Genomic DNA, 21,463 nt, shown 5'->3' on the forward strand with positions numbered 1-21,463 from the left:
GGTCCCAGTGTCGCCGATCCGGCCGGTGCGCGCCGTTAGGCTGTGCCCCATGTCGATCGCGTCCCACCGCAGCGGTGACCTGCTGCGCCTGTCCTCCCTGTTCGTGCGTACCCTGCGCGAGGATCCCGCCGACGCCGAGGTCGCCAGCCACCGGTTGCTGGTCCGTGCCGGGTACATCCGGCGTGCCGCCCCGGGCGTGTACTCGTGGCTGCCGCTCGGGCTGCGCGTGCTCGCGAAGATCGAGGCCGTCGTGCGCGAGGAGATGGACGCGATCGGTGCGCAGGAGGTCCACTTCCCGGCGCTGCTGCCGCGCGAGCCGTATGAGGCGACGGGCCGGTGGAACGAGTACGGGCCCAACCTGTTCCGGCTCAAGGACCGCAAGGACGCGGACTACCTCCTGGCGCCCACCCACGAGGAGATGTTCACACTCCTGGTCAAGGACCTGTACTCCTCGTACAAGGACCTGCCGCTGGCCCTCTACCAGATCCAGACGAAGTACCGTGACGAGGCGCGTCCCCGCGCCGGTCTCATCCGGGGCCGCGAGTTCATCATGAAGGACGCCTACTCCTTCGACCTCGACGACGAGGGTCTGGCGACGGCCTACGAGAAGCAGCGGGGCGCCTACCGGCGGATCTTCGACCGGCTCGGGCTCGACTACGTGATCGTCGCGGCGACCTCCGGGGCGATGGGCGGGTCCCGGTCCGAGGAGTTCCTCTCCCCGTCCCCGATCGGGGAGGACACCTTCGTGCGCTCCGGCGGCGGCTACGCGGCCAACGTGGAGGCGGTCTCGACGCCGGTGCCCGACCCGGTGCCCTTCGACGACGCCCCGGCGGCCCACGTCGAGGACACCCCGGACACCCCGACGATCGAGACGCTGGTCGACTTCGCCAACGCCCACCACCTGCGGCCGGACCGCGCCTGGACCGGGGCGGACACCCTGAAGAACGTGGTGCTCGCTGCGACCCACCCCGGCGGACGCCGGGAGCTCGTCGTGGTCGGCGTGCCGGGGGACCGCGAGGTGGACGTGAAGCGGCTGGAGGCGGCGATGGCGCCGGCGGAGGTCGAGCCGGCTTCGGAGGCCGACTTCGCCGCGCACCCCGAGCTCGTCAAGGGCTACATCGGCCCGGGCGTCCTGGGCCCTCAGGGCAAGCAGGTCACCGACGTCGAGTCCGGCGAGGTGCGGTCCGCGGTCCGCTACCTGCTCGACCCGCGCGTCGTCAGCGGGACCCGGTGGATCACCGGTGCCGACGAGGCCGGGCGCCACGTGTTCGACCTCGTGGCGGGCCGCGACTTCAGCGGCGACGGCACCGTGGAGGCCGCCGAGGTCCGCGCCGGCGACCCGGCGCCCGACGGGTCGGGGCCCCTCGAGCTCGCCCGCGGCATCGAGATCGGCCACATCTTCCAGCTCGGCCGCAAGTACGCCGAGTCCCTCGACCTGAAGGTGCTCGACCCGAACGGCAAGCAGGCCGTGGTGACCATGGGCTCCTACGGCATCGGCGTGACCCGCGTGCTGGCCGCGCTGGCCGAGGCGAACCACGACGACCGGGGTCTCGCCTGGCCGGCGAAGGTCGCCCCGGCGCACGTCCACGTCGTCGCCACCGGCAAGAACGCCGAGGTGTTCGAGGCCGCTGACGAGCTGGCGTCGCGACTGGTCGCCGAGGGTGTCGAGGTCATCTACGACGACCGGCCCAAGGTCTCGCCCGGCGTGAAGTTCGCCGATGCCGAGCTCTTCGGCGTCCCGCTCGTCGTCGTGGTGGGCCGGGGCCTGGCCGACGGTGTGGTCGAGGTGCGGCCGCGCGTCGGGGACGCCCGGCAGGTCGCGGTGGACGACGCGGTCGCCGAGGTCACACGCCAGGTCGAGGAGCTGCTCGCCTGACCTTCACCCGTCCTGGTCGGTCGGCTCCTGCGGGCCGTCCCCGTCCGTCGCCTCCTCGGGGCGCTGCTCCGGCAGCCCTGGGAACGGCACGGGCTCGGCGCCCCAGGCGTCGAGCGTGAGCGCGGACTCGACGAGCAGGTCGACCAGGACGGTGCGGGTGTCCGGCGCGGTCGTGCCGACGAGCGTCGCGTAGGTCGTGGCCAGGTCGTTCTCCACCGAGCGCACCAGCGCGCGGTCGCCCGGTCGGCGGGGGACGGCGTACGCCGCCTGGCGCGGGTCCTGCGCGGTCCCGTCCGTCCCGGCCACGAGCGCCCAGGCAGCGGCCCGATCGGTGTGCACGTCGGCGCGCTCGACGTACCGGGAACGTTCGTCCTCGGGACGGATCGCGGCACGCAGCCGGACGGCGTAGCCCGCCGAGTGCTCGGAGGCCACGAGTGTCCGCAGGTCCGCCGCGGTGAGCCCCTCGGGCACCACCGCCGGCTCCCCGGAGTCCGGCGAGGTGCTGGAGACGCCGGTACGGGCCGGGTCCCCCTCGGCCGGTGTCTCGTCGGCCTCCGCTCCGTCCTCGGGGCCGTCCGGCGGGGCCGTCACGGTGGGCTCGGCGGAACCGTCCGCCCCGGCGTCGTCCCGGGCGTCCTCGGCCGGCGCCGGATCGTCGGCCACCGCGGCGTCCACCTCGGCGGGTCCGGGCAGCTGCGGCACCACCGGCGGGGGCGCGCTGTCGGTGTACTCGCCGACGCGGGTCGCCGAGACGGCCTGGGCCGCGCCGACGGAGGCCAGCAGCCGTGCGAGGGGACCGTCGGCCGTGGTCCCGGCGGCGGTCCGGTTGCGCCCGGAGGCGTCGGCCAGGGCCGCGACGACGTCGTCCGGGCCGACGGCGTCGGCCGGCGAGCTCTGCGGGGACCCGCTCGGCGGGTCCGCCGGCTCCTGCAGCCCGGAGTCGTACACGCCGCCCAGCTGGTCGGCCTGCTCCCGGGAGTCGGCCGCGACACGTTCGAGCTCGGCGACGAGCCGGCGCCGGCGGTCGCCCAGCTCGTCGATCACGGCGTCGGCCTGCTCGGCGACGAACAGCGCGTCGGTGACGGCGGTACGGCGCACGATCTCGATCGTGTCCGGCCCCGGCTCGGCAGGCGGGGGCGTCTCCAGCCGCAGCCCGCAGCCGGTGAGCAGCAGCGCCACGAGGACGCTGCCGACCACGACCCGCATCCGGCGGCGGGTCGGGGCGGGCGGGGGCTGCGGTTCCATCGTGCCCCGATCTTGCCACGTCCCGGTGTGACGTTCCTCCACCTGTCCACGCGGGTCGTCGGGCGCACGGTGGGCGGGGGGTTCGTTACGCTGGTCGACGCACAACGACACACCGCCGCGGGACGTCCCGGCGCGGGAGCACCCACGGGAGGCAACGATGGCAGCAGGAGAGGACCGGACCTCGGACGGACGTGTCCGAGCGGTGGTCGGCCCGGTGGTCGACGACGCCGGTCTGTTCCTCGAGGACGTCCGGGTGACCCGGGCCGGCAGCCGGTCGGTGGTCCGGCTGACGATCGACCTCCCGGAGCACCTCGTGGGCAGCCTCGACTCCGACACGCTCGCCGACACGTCCCGGGCGGTCTCCGCCGCGCTGGACGACGCCGACGTGGTCCGCGGCCAGTACACCCTGGAGGTGTCCACCCCGGGTGTGTCCCGCCCGCTGACGGAGCTGCGCCACTACCGTCGGGCGCGCACCCGCCGGGTGCGGCTGACCCTGGACGACGGGCAGGTCGCGGAGGGCCGTCTGACCGGCGTGGACGGTGACGGCGACGACGCGGTGCTGGTCCTCGACGGCGAGCAGCGGGTCGCGTACGGACGGGTGCGCCGGGGACGCGTCGAGGCGGAGCTGGACCGGCGCGAGGACGACGAGGCGGGGACGTCCCGCCAGGGCGAGGAGAGCTGACGATGGACATCGACATGAGCGCGCTGCGGATGCTGGAGCGCGAGCGGGAGATCAGCCTGGACCTGCTGGTCGAGGCCATCGAGCAGGCGCTGCTGTCCGCCTACCACCGCACCCCGGACGCCTACCACCACGCGCGGGTCGAGCTCGACCGCAAGTCGGGGCACGTCACGGTGTGGGCCCGCGAGCAGATCCGGACGCCCGACCCGGAGGACCCCGAGGGCCGGGGCACGATCGAGCTGGGCCCGGAGTTCGACCACACGCCCGAGAACTTCGGCCGGATCGCCACCGCCACCGCCCGCCAGGTGATCGTGCAGCGTCTGCGCGACGCCGAGGACGACCAGGTGCTGGGCACGTTCCGCGGCAAGGAGGGCGAGATCCTCGCCGGCGTGATCCAGCAGGGTCACGACCCGCGGACGGTGCTCGTGGACGTCGGCGAGATCGAGGCCGTCCTGCCGCCGCACGAGCAGGTGCCGGGCGAGAAGTACGTCCACGGCGAGCGCCTGCGCGCCTACGTCGTGGAGGTCGCCCGTGGCATGAAGGGCGCCAAGGTCACGCTCAGCCGCACCCACCCGGGTCTCGTCCGCAAGCTGTTCGAGCTCGAGGTCCCGGAGATCGCCGACGGGTCGGTCGAGATCACCGCCGTCGCCCGGGAGGCCGGGCACCGCTCCAAGGTCGCCGTGCGGTCCACGGTGCCCGGGCTCAACGCCAAGGGCGCCTGCATCGGCCCGATGGGTTCGCGCGTGCGCGCCGTCATGGCGGAGCTGCACGGGGAGAAGATCGACATCGTCGACCACAGCGACGACCCGGCCCGCTTCGTGGCGAGCGCCCTGTCCCCGGCCCGTGTGAGCTCTGTCACGGTCGTCGACGCGGAGGCGAAGGCCGCCCGCGCCGTCGTGCCGGACTACCAGCTCTCGCTCGCGATCGGCAAGGAAGGGCAGAATGCCCGGCTCGCGGCCAAGCTCACGGGGTGGCGGATCGACATCCGTTCCGACGAGGGCACGCCGGGGGCGGTGGCCGACGGGGACGCGGTCGAGGAAGCCTGAGCTGGTCGAGGCCCATGAGCAGTCGCGTTAGACTGGAGGGGATCGGGTCGCGCGACCCTGTTCCGGCACGCCCCGCCACCACCCCGCCACGACCGGTGGGACCGGTGCGGACGTGTGTCGGATGCCGGCAGCGCGACCTGCGGTCGCAGCTCTTGCGGCTGGTCCTCGTGACGTCGGACGACGCCCCGCGCGTCGCGGTCGACGTCCGGGCGTGCCTGCCGGGGCGTGGAGCCTGGATCCATGAGGACCTCGCCTGCTTGGACCGTGCCGTCCGGCGACGGGCCGTCCCGCGCGCACTGCGTGCGGGTGGCCCGGTGGACCTGGAGCCGGTCCGGGCATATCTGGAGCACCAGGACCGTTGAAGAACCTGGGCGGCACCGTCGGTGCCGCCCCCGTCGCGACCGGGCGTCCTCGCCCGGCCGCACACGCGTACGTCGACAAGGAAGCGGGTCAGAAGCCGATGGGCACCCGATGAGTCCCGAACGATGAGTACTCAGTACTAGCGACGGTCCTGCCTGTCTCGGTGGGGCCGAGACAGGAGAGATGTGGCGAAGATCCGCGTCCACGAGCTGGCGAAGCAGCTCGGGGTGGAGAGCAAGACCCTGCTGGCCGAGCTGAAGGCCTCAGGTGAATTCGTCCGGTCGGCGTCCTCGACGCTCGAGGCACCGGTCGAGCGCATGATGCGCGGCAAGTTCACGGCGTCCGACGCCGGAGCGGCCAAGGACGGCAAGTCCGCCAAGCCCGCCCCGAAGAAGAAGCCCGCCGCGCCCAAGCCGGGTGCACCGGCGGCGGCCGGCGAGCAGGCCGCGAAGCCTGCCGCCTCGACGCCCGCCGAGGCGCCGAAGCCGGGTTCCGCACCCAAGCCGGGTGCGGCGAAGCCCGGGGCCGCGCCGAAGCCGGGTGCCGAGAAGGCGCCGGCGGCGGAGACCCCGAAGCCCGCTGCCGAGAAGGCACCGCAGGCCGAGAAGCCCGCTGCTCCGACCCCCAGGTCGGCACCGAAGCCGGGCGCCGCGCCCAAGCCGGGTGGCGGCCCCAAGCCGGGTGCACCGAAGCCGGGCGGGCAGCGTTCCGGTGGTGGCGGCCGCAGCGGCGGTCCGCGGCCGGGCAACAACCCCTACGCGTCCCAGCAGGGCATGCAGCGTGGCGGGGGTCCGCGGCCGGGCAACAACCCGTACTCCTCGCAGCAGGGCATGCAGCAGCGGCCCGCGCGCGGCGAGGGCAAGCCGGCCGAGCGCTCCGGCGGTCCGCGTCCGGGTGCCCCGCGTCCGGCCGCTCCGCGTCCGGGCGCCCCGCGCCCGAACCCGGGCATGATGCCGGGCAAGACCAGCATGCCGCGACCGGGCGAGCGTCCCGGCGGCGGTGGTCGCGGCGGCCGTGGTCGCGGTGGCGGCCCGGGCGGTCCCGGTGGTGCCGGCGGTCCCGGTGGCGGTCGGGGCGGTTTCCGTCCCGGTGGCGGCGGCGGGTTCCGCGGCCGTGGCGGCGCCGGCCGTGGCAGCACCCAGGGTGCGTTCGGTCGCGCCGGCGGCAAGCCGGTCCGGGGACGCAAGTCGAAGCGGGCGAAGCGTCAAGAGTTCGAGCAGATGCAGGCCCCGACGCCGGGTGGCGTCTCGGTCCCGCGCGGCAACGGCAACACCCTGGTGCGCCTGCGCTACGGCTCGTCCCTGAACGACTTCGCGGACAAGATCGACGCGAACCCGGCGGCGCTGGTCACGGTGCTCCTGCACCTGGGCGAGATGGCGACCGCGACGCAGTCGCTGGACGAGGACACCTTCGTCACGCTCGGGTCGGAGCTCGGCTACAAGATCGAGATGGTCTCCGCCGAGGAGGAGGACCGCGAGCTGCTCGGGTCCTTCGACATCGACCTGCAGGCCGAGGAGGCCGACGAGACCGACGAGGACCTGGAGGCGCGGCCGCCGGTCGTGACCGTCATGGGTCACGTCGACCACGGTAAGACGAAGCTGCTGGACGCCATCCGGTCCACGGACGTCGTCGCCGGTGAGGCCGGTGGGATCACCCAGCACATCGGTGCCTACCAGGTGCACACCGAGCACGAGGGCGCCGACCGGGCCGTCACGTTCATCGACACCCCGGGTCACGAGGCCTTCACGGCCATGCGTGCCCGTGGTGCCAAGGCGACGGACATCGCGATCCTCGTGGTGGCCGCGGACGACGGCGTGATGCCGCAGACGATCGAGGCGCTGAACCACGCCCAGGCGGCGGACGTGCCGATCGTCGTGGCGGTGAACAAGGTGGACAAGGAGGGGGCGAACCCCGACAAGATCCGCCAGCAGCTCACCGAGTACAACCTCGTGGCCGAGGAGTACGGCGGCGACACGATGTTCGTCGAGGTCTCCGCGCTGCGGCGCCAGGGTATCGACAGCCTCCTCGAGGCCGTCCTGCTGACCGCTGACGCGGCGCTCGACCTCCGGGCCAACCCGGAGAAGGACGCCCGCGGTGTGGCGATCGAGGCCCACCTGGACAAGGGCCGCGGTTCCGTGGCCACCGTCCTGGTGCAGTCGGGCACGCTGCGCGTCGGCGACGCCATCGTCGCGGGCACCGCGCACGGTCGTGTGCGGGCGATGTTCGACGAGCACGGCGAGTCCGTCACCGAGGCGGGTCCGGCGCGTCCGGTCCAGGTCCTGGGTCTGGCGTCGGTGCCGAGCGCCGGCGACACGTTCCTCGCCGCACCCGACGAGCGCACCGCTCGTCAGATCGCCGAGAAGCGCGAGGCGGCCGAGCGTGCCGCGCTGCTGGCCAAGCGGCGCAAGCGCATCAGCCTCGAGGACTTCACCAAGGCTCTCGAGCAGGGCAAGGTCGAGACGCTCAACCTGGTCATCAAGGGTGACGTGTCCGGTGCCGTCGAGGCGCTGGAGGACGCGCTGCTCAAGATCGACGTGGGCGACGAGGTCGACCTGCGCGTCATCCACCGCGGTGTGGGTGCGATCACGCAGAACGACGTCAACCTGGCCACGGTCGACAACGCCGTGATCCTCGGCTTCAACGTCCGCTTCGGCGAGCGTGTCGAGGACCTGGCCGAGCGCGAGGGCGTCGAGGTCAAGTTCTACTCGGTGATCTACCAGGCCATCGACGACATCGAGGCCGCCCTCAAGGGCATGCTCAAGCCGGAGTACGAGGAGGCGAAGCTCGGCAGCGCCGAGATCCGCCAGGTCTTCCGGTCCTCGAAGTTCGGCAACATCGCCGGTTCGATCGTCCGGTCGGGCACGATCCGACGGAACACCAAGGCCCGCGTGCTGCGCGACGGCCGCGTGGTGGGCGACGAGCTCACGGTCGAGTCGCTGCGACGCGAGAAGGACGACGTCACCGAGGTCCGCGAGGGCTTCGAGTGCGGTATCGGACTCGGGTCGTACAACGACATCGTCGAGGGCGACATCATCGAGACCTTCGAGATGCGCGAGATCCCCCGCGCCTGAGAAGGTCGGGACGGACGACGGCGCCCCGTCCGCACCGCCGAGCGCGGTGGGGGCGGGGCGCCGTCGGCGTCAGGACAAGGAGGACGGATGAGCGAGAACCCGCGGGCGCGCCGGTTGGCGGACCGCATCAAGGAGATCGTCGCGCAGATGCTCGACACGCGGATCAAGGATCCGCGACTCGGCTTCGTGACGGTCACGGACGTCCGTGTCACCGGCGACCTGCAGCAGGCGTCGGTGTTCTACACGGTCCTCGGCAGCGACGAGGACCGCGACGGCACGGCGGCGGCGCTGGAGAGCGCCAAGGGCATGATCCGCTCCGAGGTCGGCAAGCAGACCGGCGTGCGGCTGACGCCGACGATCGAGTTCCACCTGGACTCCGTGCCGGAGACGGCGGCGCACCTCGACGAGGCGCTGTCCCAGGCGCGGCTGCGGGACGCCGAGCTCGCGGCGCTGCGCGAGGGCAAGTCCCCGGCCGGTGACGCCGACCCGTACCGCACGTCGGACGACGACACCGACTGACGACCGCCCCGATGCCGCGGGGAGAAGGTCCGCCGGGCCGGAGCGATCCGGCCCGGCACCTCCTGCGCGTGGCGGTGGGGGAGAGGGGAGATCCCGTGGCCGACCGTGGCACGGCGCGCCCGCCGCGCCGTCCGACGGCGCCGGACGGTCTGCTGATCGTCGACAAGCCGGCCGGCTGGACCAGCCACGACGTCGTCGGGCGTTGCCGGCGGCTGGCGGGCACGCGCAAGGTCGGGCACGCCGGCACCCTGGACCCGATGGCGACGGGTGTGCTGGTGGTCGGCGTCGGTCGGGCGACCAAGCTGCTCACCTACGTGGTGGGCGCGGACAAGGCCTACCGGGCGACGATCCGGCTGGGCGTCTCCACGACGACCGACGACGCCGAGGGCGAGACCCTCGAGGCCCGGGGCGTGGGCGAGGGTGTGGACCCCGCCGCCCTCGCGCGGCAGGTCGCCGCCCTCACCGGCGACATCCGGCAGGTCCCGAGCACCGTCAGCGCGATCAAGGTCGACGGACGCCGGGCCTACGCCCGGGCCCGTGCCGGCGAGGAGGTCGAGCTCGCCGACCGTCCCGTCACCGTGAGCTCGTTCGAGGTGCTCGAGACCCGTCCGGCCACGGCCGACGGCGGCGTGGCGGTGCTCGACGTCGACGTCGAGGTGGTGGTCTCCTCGGGTACGTACGTGCGTGCGCTGGCCCGGGACCTGGGCGAGGCGCTCGGCGTCGGCGGGCACCTGACCGCGTTGCGCCGCACCCGTGTCGGCGGGTATCCGCTCGATCGTGCCCGGACCCTCGACGAGCTCGAGGCCCAGGCCGACGCCGACGGCGTGCTCGCCACCCTCCCGCTCGGCGACGCCGCGCGGAGCACCTTCCCCGTCCGTGAGCTGACCGACGCCGAGGCACGGGCGCTGGGCTACGGGCAGTGGGTGACCCCGACCGGCATGCGGGGCACCGTGGCGGGCCTGGCCCCGGACGGCACGCTCGTCGCCCTGCTGGAGGACACGACGCGGCGCGGGGAGCGGCGGGCCAAGCCCGTCCTGGTCCTCGCCCCGGCCTGAGCGGGACTATCCTGATCCGTCGGCGTCGTGAGGCGTCGGCCCGTCCGGCAACGAGGAGCGCGATCGGCGTGCAGGTGTTCACGGACCTCTCCGAGGTCCCCGAGGACTTCGGTCCGTCGGTCGTGACGATCGGCAACTTCGACGGCGTGCACCGCGGTCACCAGGCGGTGCTCGCCCGACTCGTCCGCCTGGCGCGGGCCGACGGCTGCGCCGCGGTCGCCGTGACCTTCGACCCGCACCCCGCCGCCGTCCACCGTCCCGACTCCGCTCCCGAGCTCATCACGGGGATCGACGACCGCCTCGAGCTGCTGGCGGAGACCGGACTCGACGCCGTCCTCGTGATCCGCTACACCCTGGACTTCGCGGAGCAGAGCCCCGAGGAGTTCGTCACGCGCTACCTCACCGGGGCGCTCGGTGCGCGCAGCGTCGTCGTGGGCCACGACGTGCGCTTCGGCCGGGCCAACGCCGGGACGCTGGCCACCATGGTCGACCTGGGCGGGCGCCACGGGTTCGAGGTCGTGGCGATCGACGACGTGGGGGAGTGCCAGCCCGCGCAGGACGGTGCCGGCCAGCGCTGGTCCAGCTCGGCGGCACGCGCCCTGATCGCCGAGGGCGACGTCGCCCAGGCCGCCGACGTCCTGGGCCGGCCCCACCGGGTGCGGGGCCTCGTCGTGCGGGGGGACGCCCGCGGCCGCGAGCTCGGGTTCCCCACGGCCAACCTGGGGGACATCGCCGGCATGGTCCCTGCCGACGGGGTGTACGCGGGGTGGCTGCGCCGGCCCGGGCGGACGGGCCAGGAGCCCGCGGACCCCGACGCGCTGCTGCCCGCGGCGATCTCGATCGGCACCAACCCGACGTTCGACGGCGTCGAACGGCGGGTGGAGGCCTACGTCCTGGACCGCACCGATCTCGACCTGTACGGCGAGGAGGTGGTGCTCGAGATGGTCGAGCACCTGCGCCCGACGGTCCGTTTCGACGGCATCGAGGCGCTGGTCGAGCAGATGACCCACGACGTGGCCCGCGCCCGCGGTGTGCTGCTGTCCTGATACGATGGTCGCTGCCGTAGATCGGCCGCGGATCCAGAGCGCCCGGTGAAGCAGTCCCGGAGCACCGCGCAACGACACCAGAAGGAGAGCCATGCCGCTCGACGCTGCCACGAAGCAGAACATCATCACCGAGTACGCGACTCACGAGGGCGACACCGGCTCGCCGGAGGTCCAGATCGCTCTGCTGACCCAGCGGATCACCGACCTGACCGAGCACCTCAAGGAGCACAAGCAGGACCACCACTCCCGTCGTGGTCTGCTCCTCCTGGTCGGCCAGCGTCGCCGTCTGCTCAGCTACCTGCAGAAGGTCGACATCCAGCGCTACCGCGCGCTCATCGAGCGCCTCGGCCTGCGCCGCTGACGTCCCGCCACCAGCCCGGTCCCTCTCGCAGGGACCGGGCTGGTCTGGTGTGATGTCCTTGTAGACGTAACACCGCACACCGCGCCGCCGGGCCGTCGTCCGGTCCTCGGTAGTGGCCCCCCGATCCGCCGGTTCCCCCGGTGTGCTCCGAGGGCCTCGATCGAAGACCGTCGCTCGGGCGGGCGGCGCCTTCGAGAGCAAGGAGGGCACCCGTGGAGGGTCCCGAGATCCAGTCCGCCGAGGCCGTCATCGACAACGGCCGCTTCGGCACCCGTACCGTCCGCTTCGAGACCGGCCGACTGGCCCGGCAGGCCGCCGGCGCCGTCTCCGCCTACCTCGACGACGAGACCATGCTGCTGTCGACCACCGCGGTCGGCAAGCACCCCAAGGACCAGTTCGACTTCTTCCCGCTGACGGTGGACGTCGAGGAGCGGATGTACGCCGCGGGCCGCATCCCCGGCTCGTTCTTCCGCCGTGAGGGCCGCCCGTCCACCGAGGCGATCCTCACCTGCCGGCTCACCGACCGCCCGCTGCGCCCGCTCTTCGTCAAGGGCCTGCGCAACGAGGTGCAGATCGTCATCACCGTCATGGCGCAGCACCCGGACGACGCCTACGACGTGCTGGCGATGAACGCCGCGTCCGCGTCGACGCAGATCTCCGGCCTGCCGTTCTCCGGCCCGGCCGGCGCCGTGCGCATCGCGCTCATCGACGACCAGTGGGTCGCCTTCCCGAAGTACTCGGACAAGGAGCGCGCCGTCTTCGAGATGGTCGTCGCGGGCCGCAAGGTCACCGCCGCCGACGGTTCCGAGGACGTCGCCATCGCGATGATCGAGGCCGAGGCCACCGACGACGCCTGGAACCTGGTCAAGAACGAGGGCGCCACCGCCCCGACCGAGCAGGTCGTGGCCGAGGGCATCGACGCGGCCAAGCCGTTCATCGCCGCCCTGTGCGACGCCCAGCTCTCGCTGGCCTCGCAGTCGGCCAAGGACGTCGCCGAGTTCCCGCTGTTCCCGGACTACGCCGACGACGCCTACGCCGCCGTCGAGTCCGCGGTCTCCGCCCCGGCCGCCGAGGCCCTGGCGATCGGCGACAAGCAGGAGCGCGAGAACCGCCTCGACGAGATCAAGGCGGGGATGCTCGAGCAGCTCGCCGAGCAGTTCGAGGGCCGCGAGAAGGAGCTCTCGGCGGCTTTCCGCTCCCTGCAGAAGCAGCTCGTGCGTCAGCGCGTGCTGACCGACGGCGTGCGGATCGACGGCCGTGGGCTCGCGGACATCCGCACCCTGTCGGCCGAGGTCGAGGTGCTCCCGCGGGTGCACGGCTCGGCGCTGTTCGAGCGTGGCGAGACCCAGATCCTGGGCGTCACGACGCTGAACATGCTGCGCATGGAGCAGCAGATCGACTCCCTGGGGCCGGTCACGCGCAAGCGCTACATGCACAACTACAACTTCCCGCCGTACTCGACCGGTGAGACCGGCCGTGTCGGCTCGCCCAAGCGCCGTGAGATCGGCCACGGCGCGCTCGCCGAGCGCGCCCTGGTCCCGGTGCTGCCGAGCCGCGAGGAGTTCCCGTACGCGATCCGCCAGGTCTCCGAGGCCCTCGGCTCCAACGGGTCCACCTCGATGGGCTCGGTCTGCGCCTCGACGCTGTCGCTGCTCAACGCCGGAGTGCCCCTCAAGGCGCCGGTGGCGGGCATCGCGATGGGTCTGGTCTCGGACACGGTGGACGGGGAGACCCGCTACGCCGCGATGACCGACATCCTCGGTGCCGAGGACGCCTTCGGCGACATGGACTTCAAGGTCGCCGGCACCCGGGAGTTCGTCACCGCCATCCAGCTCGACACCAAGCTCGACGGCATCCCGGCCTCCGTGCTGTCGGCCGCGCTGGGTCAGGCCCACGACGCCCGTCTGACGATCCTCGACGTCATCGCCGAGGCCATCGACACCCCGGACGAGATGTCGCCGAACGCGCCGCGCGTCATCGCGGTCAAGGTCCCCGTCGACAAGATCGGTGAGGTCATCGGGCCCAAGGGCAAGATGATCAACCAGATCCAGGAGGAGACCGGCGCGGACATCTCCATCGAGGACGACGGCACGGTCTACATCGGTGCGACCGACGGCCCGAGCGCCGAGGCGGCGCGGGCGTCGATCAACGCGATCGCCAACCCGCACGTCCCCGAGGTCGGCGAGCGCTTCGTCGGCACCGTGGTCAAGACCACCTCGTTCGGGGCCTTCATCTCGCTGGCCCCCGGCAAGGACGGTCTGCTGCACATCAGCCAGCTGCGCAAGCTGGTCGGTGGCAAGCGGGTGGAGAACGTCGACGACGTCCTGTCCATCGGCCAGAAGATCCAGGTCGAGATCGGTGAGATCGACTCCCGCGGCAAGCTGTCGCTGGTCGCGATCACCGAGGAGGACGACAAGCCCGCCGACGAGGCCGTCGCCACCGAGGCGAGCGAGGCCTGATCTCACCCATGAGCCAGCACCTGCCGCTCGTCGGAGCGGATCAGCCGGGTGCCGAGCTGACCGCCGGGCAGGACGGTGCGACGATCCGTAGCACCGTCCTGCCCGGCGGTGTGCGTGTGCTGACCGAGCACATGCCGGGGCTGCGCTCGGCCACCGTCGGCGCCTGGGTCGGCGTCGGGTCCCGCGACGAGACCGACGGGCACCACGGATCGACCCACTTCCTCGAGCACCTGCTGTTCAAGGGCACGGCGCGCCGGTCGGCGCTGGACATCGCCGAGGCGTTCGACGCCGTCGGCGGCGAGGCCAACGCCGCGACCGGCAAGGAGCACACGTGCTACTACGCGCGGGTGCTCGACGCCGACGTCCCGATGGCGGTCGACGTCGTCAGCGACATGATGACCTCGGCACGGCTCGACCCCGACGAGCTCGAGACGGAGCGGGGTGTGATCCTCGAGGAGCTCGCGATGGCCGAGGACGACCCCGCGGACCTGGCGCACGAGCGGTTCGCCGCCGCCGTGCTCGGCAGCCACCCGCTGGGCCGTCCGATCGGCGGCACCCCGGACGCGATCCGTGGCGTGCCGCGCGAGGCGGTCTGGGAGCACTACCGGTGGCACTACCGGCCCGAGACCCTCGTGGTCGCGGCGGCGGGCGGTGTCGACCACGACCGGCTCGTCGACCAGGTCGGCGAGGCGTTGTCGGCCGGCGGCTGGGACCTGACCGTCCCCGCCAGCCCGCGGCCGCGGCGGTCGGACGCCCCGGAGTCGGACGGCGTGCCCACCGAGGGCGTGGACGTCACCGTGCACCGCCCGATCGAGCAGGCGAACGTCATCCTCGGCACCACCGGGCTGAGCGCGACCGACGAGCGCCGCTTCACCATGACCGTGCTCAACGCGGTGCTCGGCGGCAGCATGTCCTCGCGGCTGTTCCAGGAGATCCGGGAGAAGCGCGGGCTCGCCTACGCCACGTACTCCTTCGCCCAGGGCCACGGGGGACTGGGGACCTTCGGGCTGTACGCGGGATGCACGCCCGGGCGCACCGACGAGGTCGTCACGATGCTCGGCGCCGAGCTCGACCGGCTGGCCGAGGACGGCATCACCGTCGCGGAGCTCGACCGGTCCGTCGGGCAGCTCTCCGGCGGGCTCGTGCTCGGGCTCGAGGACACCGGGTCGCGGATGAGCCGCCTGGGCCGGTCCGAGCTCGTCCTGGGCGAGCTGATGACCGTCGACGAGTCCCTGGAGCGCATCCGGTCCGTGACCCGCGAGGACGTGCGTGAGCTCGCCGCCGACCTGGCCGCGCGGCCGCGGTCGGTGGTGCGGGTGGGGCCCTTCACGGAATGAGGAGATGATCGTGAGCAGCAGCAGCGCCGTGAGGGTGGCCGTCATCGGGGCGGCCGGCCGCATGGGTGGCCAGACGTGCGCCGCCGTCGAGGCCGCCGAGGACCTGGAGCTCGTCGCGCGCATCGGCGCCGGCGACGACGTGGCGGCCGTCGTCCGCGAGTCCGGGGCCCAGGTCGCGGTCGACTTCAGCGTCCCCGCCGCCACCGAGGCGAACGTGCACGCGGCGCTGGACGCCGGCGCCGACGTCGTGGTCGGGACCACCGGCTGGGACGACTACTCGCGCGGCCGGGTGGCCGAGCACCTCGAGCGGCTCGCCGCGGCGGGCGACGGGCCGGGTCCTGGCGTCCTCATCGCGCCGAACTTCGGGCTGTCCGCCGTGCTGGCGATGACGTTCGCCGCCCGGGCGGCGCGCTACTTCGAGTCCGCGGAGGTCGTCGAGCTGCACCACCCGGACAAGGTCGACGCGCCCTCCGGCACGGCACGGCACACGGCGGCCGCGATCGCCGCCGCACGGGCGGAGGCCGGCCTGGAGCCGTCCCCGGACGCCACCCAGAACGGCTGGGACGCCCGGGGCGCGGACGTCGACGGGGTCCGGGTGCACGCGGTCCGGCTGCGCGGTCTCGTCGCCCACGAGGAGATCCTGTTCGGCAACGCCGGCGAGCAGCTCACGATCCGGCAGGACTCCTTCGACCGTGCCTCGTTCATGCCGGGCGTGCTGCTCGCGGTGCGCGAGGTCGGCTCGCGGCCGGGTCTCACCGTCGGCCTCGAGAACGTGCTGGACCTGTCGTGACCTCGTCCGAGCCGTCCCCGGCCACCCGGAGCCGCCCGCCGCGCGGTCTCGTCGGCGCCCTGGCCGTCACCGGGCTGCTGGCGATCTACGTCTGGGCGATCGCCGGACGCGGCGTCGCGATGATCGCCAGCGGCGAGGCGGTGCTGGTCGCGATCGGCGTGGCGGTGCTCGTCATCCCGCTGCTCGTGGTCGGGCTCATCGCCCGCGAGTTCTGGCTGGCGGCGCGGGTGCAGCGCATGGCCGACACCCTCGCCGGGGCCGGCGAGCTCCCGGTCGACGACCTGCCCCGGTCCCCGGGTGGACGCATCGACCGCGACGCGGCCGACGCCGCGTTCGCGGAGGCGCAGCAGGCCGTCGAGGCCGAGCCCGAGAGCTGGCGGGCCTGGTACCACCTGGCCTTCGCCTACGACGCCGCCCACGACCGCCGCCGCGCGCGCGCCGCGTTGCGCCGGGCCTCCTCGCTGTTCTCCGGCTGACCCCTCACCGGGCTGGCCACCGCGTCCAGCAGTACAGGTGGTGGCGGACGTCGGCGGCCCGGCACGCGAGCTCGCCGAGACCCTGGAGGGCCCGTGCCAGCTCCTCGGCGTCGCCCGCGTGCTCGCCCCCGTGCACCCAGCGGTGCGCCGCCTCGCCGAGCTCGTGGGGGGACGCCGCCGCCAGGTGCGCAGCCAGCTCGTCGGCGACGGTGACGACGAACGGGCCCTCGTCGCGGCCGTCGACGACCTGCCCGTGGCGCGCGGCGCCGGTCACCTCGCCGTAGGGCAGCCCGAACGTGGTGCCGGCCAGCACGGCGAGGGCGACGAACGGGTCGACGGACGGCAGGGCCACGGTGTCGAAGAGCGGTTCGCCCGAACCGCGCGTCGGTGTGCTGGGCCCGTCCTCGACCTGCAGCACCGTCGCGGCCAGGGCGTCGGAGGGAGCGGCGAAGTAGTCCGTGATCATCGGTTCCGTCGGACTCGCCAGACGCCGCCGCCTGCTGCTCGGACCTGCGGACCCATCCCCGACCTCGGACATGCGCCCAGCCTGCCATCAGGGTGCTACGGCATCGTCACGCGCGGGTTACCGCGCGGGGTCGTGCGGGAACGCCTGCCGTGCCACGACGACCACGGCACCGGCCAGCGCCATGGCCGACGCCCCGGTCCAGGCGAGGGTCGCCAGACCCGGTCCCGCGACGACCACGGACCCCACGGCCGCCCCCAGACCGATGCCGAGGTTCGAGGTGGCGTTGACGAACGCCCCGGCGACGTCGGCGCTCGCACCGCGGGCCCGCAGCGCCAGCGTCTGGAAGGCGGCCGGCACCGCCCCGAACGCGGCGAGCCAGACGGCCGCACCGACCAGCACCACGCCCTGGTGCGGCAGCCCCAGCGCGACGGCCGCCAAGGCGAGCACCATCACGGCGATCGTGGCGAGGGTCAGGGTCCGTGGCCTGCGGTCCAGGTAGCGGCCGGCCGCCCACAGGCCCAGGATCCCCAGGGCACCGAAGACGAGCAGGGTCGGGCCGACCGCGGCCTCGCCGAGCCCCGTCGCGAGCAGCAGCAACGAGATGAACGTGTAGACGGTGTACTGGCCCACGAACAGCAGGGTGTTGGTGCCGACGACGACCCCGAGGCGCGAACGCCCGCCACGGGCGTCGGAGGAGGCGCCCTCGCCCGCACCCGGCGCGACCTCCACCGGGGGCAGCAGCCGGGCGACGAGGACCGCGGTCAGCGCGCAGACGCCGGCCAGGACGGCGAAGGACCACCGCCAGCCGACGGCCGCCCCCAGCGAGGTGGACAGCGGGACGCCCAGGACGAACCCGAAGGTGCCGCCGGTGGTCACGAGCGTCACGGCGCGTCCCGTGTACAGCGGCGAGACCAGCCGGGCCGCGTAGGCGATGGACACCGAGAAGAAGAGGGCGTGCCCGAGGCCGCCGAGCGTCCGGGCGGCCACGACGACGCCGAAGGACGGTGCGACGGCGGCGAGCAGGTTCGCGGCGGTGTAGACGACGACCGTCGTGAGCAGGAGCGGCTTGCGGGCCAGGCGCCGGGTGGCCAGCGTCAGCGGCACCGCGCACGCCGCGACGACGAAGGCGTAGACGGACACCAGCAACCCGGCGGTGGACTCGGGGACGCCGAGGCCACCCGCGAGCTGCGGCAGCAGGCCGACCGGCAGGACCTCGGTCGTGATGGCGACGAAGTTCGCCACCGCCAGGACCGTGATCCCCGCGGCGGCGTCCCGGACGGTGCGGTGTGTCACCGGGACATCCTGTCACCGCGACGTCGGGCCCGGACGTCGGCCGGGGTGGGAGTGGCGGTCATCACGGTTCGTCGACCGGTCGAACGGGTACTTACCGACTGGTCGGGGTTCGCGCGACCCTGGCATGATGGCCACGTGACGGGCGAAGGAGTGCGATGACGACGACGGGTGCGACGCCGCAGGCCGGAGCCGCGCGGGCGGGGGGCTACGCCCGGGGGCGCAGGAAGCGTGAGCAGATCCTGCAGGCGGCGATCACGCTGTTCGGGGAGGCCGGCTTCCACGGCACCTCGCTGCGGGACATCGCCGGTGCCGCCGGCATCTCCCATCCCGGCCTGCTGCATCACTTCCCGACCAAGGCCGCGGTGCTCGAGGCGCTCCTGGAGCACCGCGACGCGGTCGACGAGGCGGACCTCGAGGCGGACCGGGAGCGGGGGACCGACCTCTTCACCGCGCTCGTGCACCTGATGGAGCGCAACGCGCTCCGGCCCGCCATCGTCGACCTGTACACCTCGGTCGCCGCGGAGGCGACCTCCGCGGACCACCCCGCGCACGCGTACTTCGAACGGCGATACGCCCGGACGATCGCGCTGATCGTCGACGAGCTCGCCGCCCGCCGGGACGCCGGCGAGCTCGTGCCCGGACTCGACCTCGAGACCACGGCACGCTCGCTCGTCGCGATCATGGACGGCATGCAGCTGCAGTGGCTGCTCGCCCGCGACCTCCCGCGCGCACAGCGCCCGGACATGGCGGCCACGCTGGGGGCCTACCTCGACCTGATCCTCGTCACCCCGCCGCAGGACGCCCCCGCTCCCTGAGGCTCCCGGGCGCGTCCGCGCCGGTGCGCATAGCATGGCCGCAGGTCAGCAGGCATCGACGAAGGGCTCGCATGGCACGCGACGACGCACCCACCCCGGACGAGACGGTCGACGCGACGCCGCCGGACCCGCACAACCCCTTCCGGCGGATCTGGTGGCTGCCCGTGCTGCGGGGCACGGCCTTCATCGTGCTCGGCCTGCTGCTGATGATCGAGCCGCTCGAGGAGCTGGAGATCCTGCGGCTGCTCATCGGGATCTTCCTGGCGTTCGACGGGGTGCTGGTCCTGGTCCAGTGGGTGGCGCACCGTCGGCAGGTCGGATCCGCCTGGTGGCTCGCCCAGGCGGGCGTGAACATCGGCTTCGGTGCCGCCGTGGCCCTGTGGCCGGACCTGACGCCCACCCCGCTCTACTACGTGCTCGCCGTCTGGGCGATCGTGCTCGGCGTGGTGGCGATCATCGGCGGGGCCGCGCTGACCCGGAACCGCGACCTCGGCTGGCCGTGGATGGTCGCGTTCGGGATCACGGCGACGCTGTTCGGGCTGCTGCTGGTCACCCGGCCGCTGGACTCCCTCGACGTGCTCCGGCTCGTGGCGATCGTGTTCGCCCTGTTCGCGTTCGTGGCCGGGGCGCTGGACATCGTCTCCGGGTTCGCCGTCCGGTCGGTGGCACGGGAGCTGAGCAGCCTGCGGGAGCAGGCCGAACGGGTCGGCGTCACCGTGACCGGGGGGTCCGTCCTCGGGTCCGCGAACCCGCAGGTCACCCCCGCGCGGGCCTCCGGTCCGCCGTCCGCCGGCGCCCTCACGGACGGAGGCGGCTCCGGCACATCTCCGGCGTCGGAGCCCGAGGACCACTCCGCCTCGCCCGAGGACGACTCCGCCTCGCCCGTGGCACGTCCCGCCACGCCGGGCGCGGACGCGATCACCAGCGGTGGCTCCGCCGCGGACGACAGCCGCACCCCGCCCTCGGCCGACGAGCACGGCCCGCACGACGCGACGGCCGACGGGACCGAGGAGCGCCCGGACGGCACCGCGACGCCGGAGCGGTCGCCGCGCCGGTGGCGGGGCGACCGCTCCTGAGGACTACGCCAGCGGCATGCCGACGTACTGGGTCTCCTGGTACTCGGCGATGCCCTCGAAGCCGCCCTCGCGCCCGATCCCGGACTGCTTCATGCCGCCGAAGGGCGCCGCGGCGTTGGAGATGACCCCGGCGTTGAGCCCGAGCAGACCGAACTCCAGGCGCTCGGCGAACCGCAGACCCCGGGGGACGTCGCGGGTGAACACGTAGGACGCCAGCCCGTACTCGGTCGAGTTCGCGAGCGCGACGGCCTCGTCCTCGCTGGAGAACGTCGCCACGGGGGCGACCGGCCCGAAGATCTCCTCGCGCATGCAGCGCGCGTCCGGCGGCACGTCGCGCAGCAGGGTCGGGGAGAAGAAGTGCCCGGTGCCGTCCGGGCGGTCACCACCGACGACGAGCGTCGCGCCGCGCTCGACGGCGTCGTCGACGAACGCCTGGACGGAGTCGACCGCCGACGGCTCGATGAGCGGACCGAGGGTCACGCCGTCGTCCAGCCCGTTGCCGACGACGACGTCGCGCAGCTTCTGCGCGAGCCGGTCGACGAACGCGTCGGCGACGTCCTCGTGGACGTACATCCGGTTGGCGGCCGTGCAGGCCTCGCCGCCGTTGCGGAGCTTGGCGGCCAGCGCCCCGTCGACGGCGGCATCGAGGTCGGCGTCCTCGAAGACGACCAGTGGGGCGTTGCCGCCCAGCTCCATCGACGTGCGCAGCACGTTCGTCGCGGCGTCGCGCAGGAGCGACTGCCCGACGGCGGTGGAGCCGGTGAAGGACAGCTTGCGCAGGCGCGGGTCGGCCAGGATCGGTTCGCTCACCGTGGAGGCCGACCGCGAGGGCACGACGTTCAGCACGCCGTCCGGCACCCCGGCCTCCACCATCAGCCGGGCGAACAGCATCGAGGTCAGCGGGGTGAGCCGGGCCGGCTTGAGGATCGTCGTGCACCCGGCGGCCAGCGCCGGGGCCACCTTGCGGGTCGCCATCGCCAGGGGGAAGTTCCACGGCGTGATGAGGAACGACGGGCCCACGGGGCGACGCTGCACGAACATGCGCAGGCTGCCCTCGGGGGTGTGCGTGTACCGGCCGACGTCCTGGGTGGCCTGCTCGGCGAACCAGCGGACGAACTCGCCGCCGTAGGTCACCTCGCCGCGGGACTCGGCCAGCGGCTTGCCCATCTCGAGCGTCATGACCGTGGCCAGGGTCTCGGCGTGCTCCTGCACGAGGTCGAAGCCCCGGCGCAGGATCTCGGCACGTTCCCGCGCCGACGTCGCGCCCCAGGAGTCCTGCGCCGCCGCCGCGGCGTCCATGGCGGCCTGCGCGTCGTCCGCGGTCGCGGAGGCGACCCGGACGAGCTCGGTCTCGGTGGCGGGGTTCTCCACGGCGAACGTGCCGCCGTCCGACGCGTCGCGCCACTCGCCGCCGATCAGCAGACCGGTCGGGACGGCGTCCAGGGCCTCCGGGACCAGGTCCCGGGTGCTGGGCGTGCTGCTGGTGCTCATGG

19 protein-coding genes are annotated in these 21,463 nt (G+C 73.5%); 15 read left to right on the plus strand and 4 right to left on the minus strand.

The genetic code is table 11. The features are described 5' to 3' along the window. The first annotated feature begins 49 nt into the window (after positions 1–49). Positions 50–1,876 (plus strand): proline--tRNA ligase, encoded by a 1,827-nt coding sequence (locus Q6347_RS10830; protein ID WP_304607353.1) that lies wholly within the window; start codon positions 50–52, stop codon positions 1,874–1,876. Positions 1,877–1,879: 3 nt separating this feature from the next. On the opposite strand, the gene Q6347_RS10835 is transcribed toward Q6347_RS10830, so the two are convergent. Further along, positions 1,880–3,121, minus strand: coding sequence for a DUF4439 domain-containing protein (locus Q6347_RS10835; protein ID WP_304603664.1), 1,242 nt, complete (start codon positions 3,119–3,121; stop codon positions 1,880–1,882). A gap of 157 nt (positions 3,122–3,278) precedes the next feature. Here Q6347_RS10835 and rimP point away from each other — a divergent pair, with 157 nt between their 5' ends. The 12 genes from rimP to Q6347_RS10895 all read left to right on the plus strand — a co-directional run bounded on the left by rimP (position 3,279) and on the right by Q6347_RS10895 (position 16,320). Continuing rightward, complete coding sequence (gene rimP / locus Q6347_RS10840; protein WP_171246283.1) at positions 3,279–3,803, plus strand: ribosome maturation factor RimP; 525 nt, start codon at positions 3,279–3,281, stop codon at positions 3,801–3,803. A gap of 2 nt (positions 3,804–3,805) precedes the next feature. Then, positions 3,806–4,846 carry a transcription termination factor NusA gene (nusA, locus tag Q6347_RS10845; protein WP_304607354.1) on the plus strand — a complete coding sequence of 347 codons (1,041 nt, stop codon included), beginning with the start codon at positions 3,806–3,808 and terminating at the stop codon, positions 4,844–4,846. Positions 4,847–4,860: 14 nt separating this feature from the next. Continuing rightward, positions 4,861–5,208, plus strand: a complete 348-nt coding sequence (locus Q6347_RS10850) for a YlxR family protein (RefSeq protein ID WP_304603666.1) — start codon at positions 4,861–4,863, stop codon at positions 5,206–5,208. A 183-nt stretch (positions 5,209–5,391) separates the two neighbouring features. Further along, the gene (infB, locus tag Q6347_RS10855) at positions 5,392–8,277 is read left to right on the plus strand and encodes a translation initiation factor IF-2 (RefSeq protein ID WP_304607355.1); all 2,886 of its coding nucleotides are present in this window, start codon (positions 5,392–5,394) and stop codon (positions 8,275–8,277) included. Between the two features lie 87 nt (positions 8,278–8,364). Continuing rightward, a complete protein-coding gene (rbfA, locus tag Q6347_RS10860) occupies positions 8,365–8,796 on the plus strand; it encodes a 30S ribosome-binding factor RbfA (RefSeq protein ID WP_304603668.1) in 432 nt (143 codons plus the stop codon). A 95-nt stretch (positions 8,797–8,891) separates the two neighbouring features. Beyond that, positions 8,892–9,851 (plus strand): tRNA pseudouridine(55) synthase TruB, encoded by a 960-nt coding sequence (gene truB, locus Q6347_RS10865; protein ID WP_304603669.1) that lies wholly within the window; start codon positions 8,892–8,894, stop codon positions 9,849–9,851. 68 nt (positions 9,852–9,919) lie between these two features. Beyond that, positions 9,920–10,897 (plus strand): bifunctional riboflavin kinase/FAD synthetase, encoded by a 978-nt coding sequence (locus Q6347_RS10870; RefSeq protein WP_304607356.1) that lies wholly within the window; start codon positions 9,920–9,922, stop codon positions 10,895–10,897. 91 nt (positions 10,898–10,988) lie between these two features. Next, positions 10,989–11,258, plus strand: coding sequence for a 30S ribosomal protein S15 (gene rpsO, locus Q6347_RS10875; protein ID WP_171246276.1), 270 nt, complete (start codon positions 10,989–10,991; stop codon positions 11,256–11,258). Positions 11,259–11,470: 212 nt separating this feature from the next. Next, the gene (locus Q6347_RS10880; RefSeq protein WP_171246275.1) at positions 11,471–13,717 is read left to right on the plus strand and encodes a polyribonucleotide nucleotidyltransferase; all 2,247 of its coding nucleotides are present in this window, start codon (positions 11,471–11,473) and stop codon (positions 13,715–13,717) included. 8 nt (positions 13,718–13,725) lie between these two features. Further along, entirely contained in the window at positions 13,726–15,054 is a 1,329-nt protein-coding gene (locus Q6347_RS10885; RefSeq protein ID WP_304607357.1) for a pitrilysin family protein, read from the plus strand. 10 nt (positions 15,055–15,064) lie between these two features. Further along, the gene (gene dapB / locus Q6347_RS10890; protein ID WP_304603671.1) at positions 15,065–15,844 is read left to right on the plus strand and encodes a 4-hydroxy-tetrahydrodipicolinate reductase; all 780 of its coding nucleotides are present in this window, start codon (positions 15,065–15,067) and stop codon (positions 15,842–15,844) included. Further along, a complete protein-coding gene (locus Q6347_RS10895) occupies positions 15,841–16,320 on the plus strand; it encodes a hypothetical protein (RefSeq protein ID WP_304603672.1) in 480 nt (159 codons plus the stop codon). The genes dapB and Q6347_RS10895 overlap by 4 nt, the downstream gene beginning before the upstream one ends. A 4-nt stretch (positions 16,321–16,324) precedes the next feature. On the opposite strand, the gene Q6347_RS10900 is transcribed toward Q6347_RS10895, so the two are convergent. Then, entirely contained in the window at positions 16,325–16,786 is a 462-nt protein-coding gene (locus tag Q6347_RS10900) for a hypothetical protein (protein WP_304603673.1), read from the minus strand. A 117-nt stretch (positions 16,787–16,903) separates the two neighbouring features. Beyond that, positions 16,904–18,079 carry an MFS transporter gene (locus Q6347_RS10905; RefSeq protein ID WP_304607358.1) on the minus strand — a complete coding sequence of 392 codons (1,176 nt, stop codon included), beginning with the start codon at positions 18,077–18,079 and terminating at the stop codon, positions 16,904–16,906. 155 nt (positions 18,080–18,234) lie between these two features. Here Q6347_RS10905 and Q6347_RS10910 point away from each other — a divergent pair, with 155 nt between their 5' ends. Together Q6347_RS10910 and Q6347_RS10915 are read left to right on the plus strand one after the other, a co-directional pair. Continuing rightward, the gene (locus tag Q6347_RS10910) at positions 18,235–18,894 is read left to right on the plus strand and encodes a TetR/AcrR family transcriptional regulator (RefSeq protein ID WP_171246269.1); all 660 of its coding nucleotides are present in this window, start codon (positions 18,235–18,237) and stop codon (positions 18,892–18,894) included. Between the two features lie 71 nt (positions 18,895–18,965). Then, the gene (locus Q6347_RS10915) at positions 18,966–19,970 is read left to right on the plus strand and encodes an HdeD family acid-resistance protein (protein WP_304607359.1); all 1,005 of its coding nucleotides are present in this window, start codon (positions 18,966–18,968) and stop codon (positions 19,968–19,970) included. Between the two features lie 3 nt (positions 19,971–19,973). Here the strand turns inward: Q6347_RS10915 and Q6347_RS10920 are convergent, their stop codons facing one another. Then, entirely contained in the window at positions 19,974–21,461 is a 1,488-nt protein-coding gene (locus Q6347_RS10920; RefSeq protein WP_304603677.1) for an NAD-dependent succinate-semialdehyde dehydrogenase, read from the minus strand. Positions 21,462–21,463: the final 2 nt, after the last annotated feature.

The organism is Isoptericola sp. b408 (assembly GCF_030588085.1).
GTDB lineage: Bacteria > Actinomycetota > Actinomycetes > Actinomycetales > Cellulomonadaceae > Isoptericola > Isoptericola sediminis.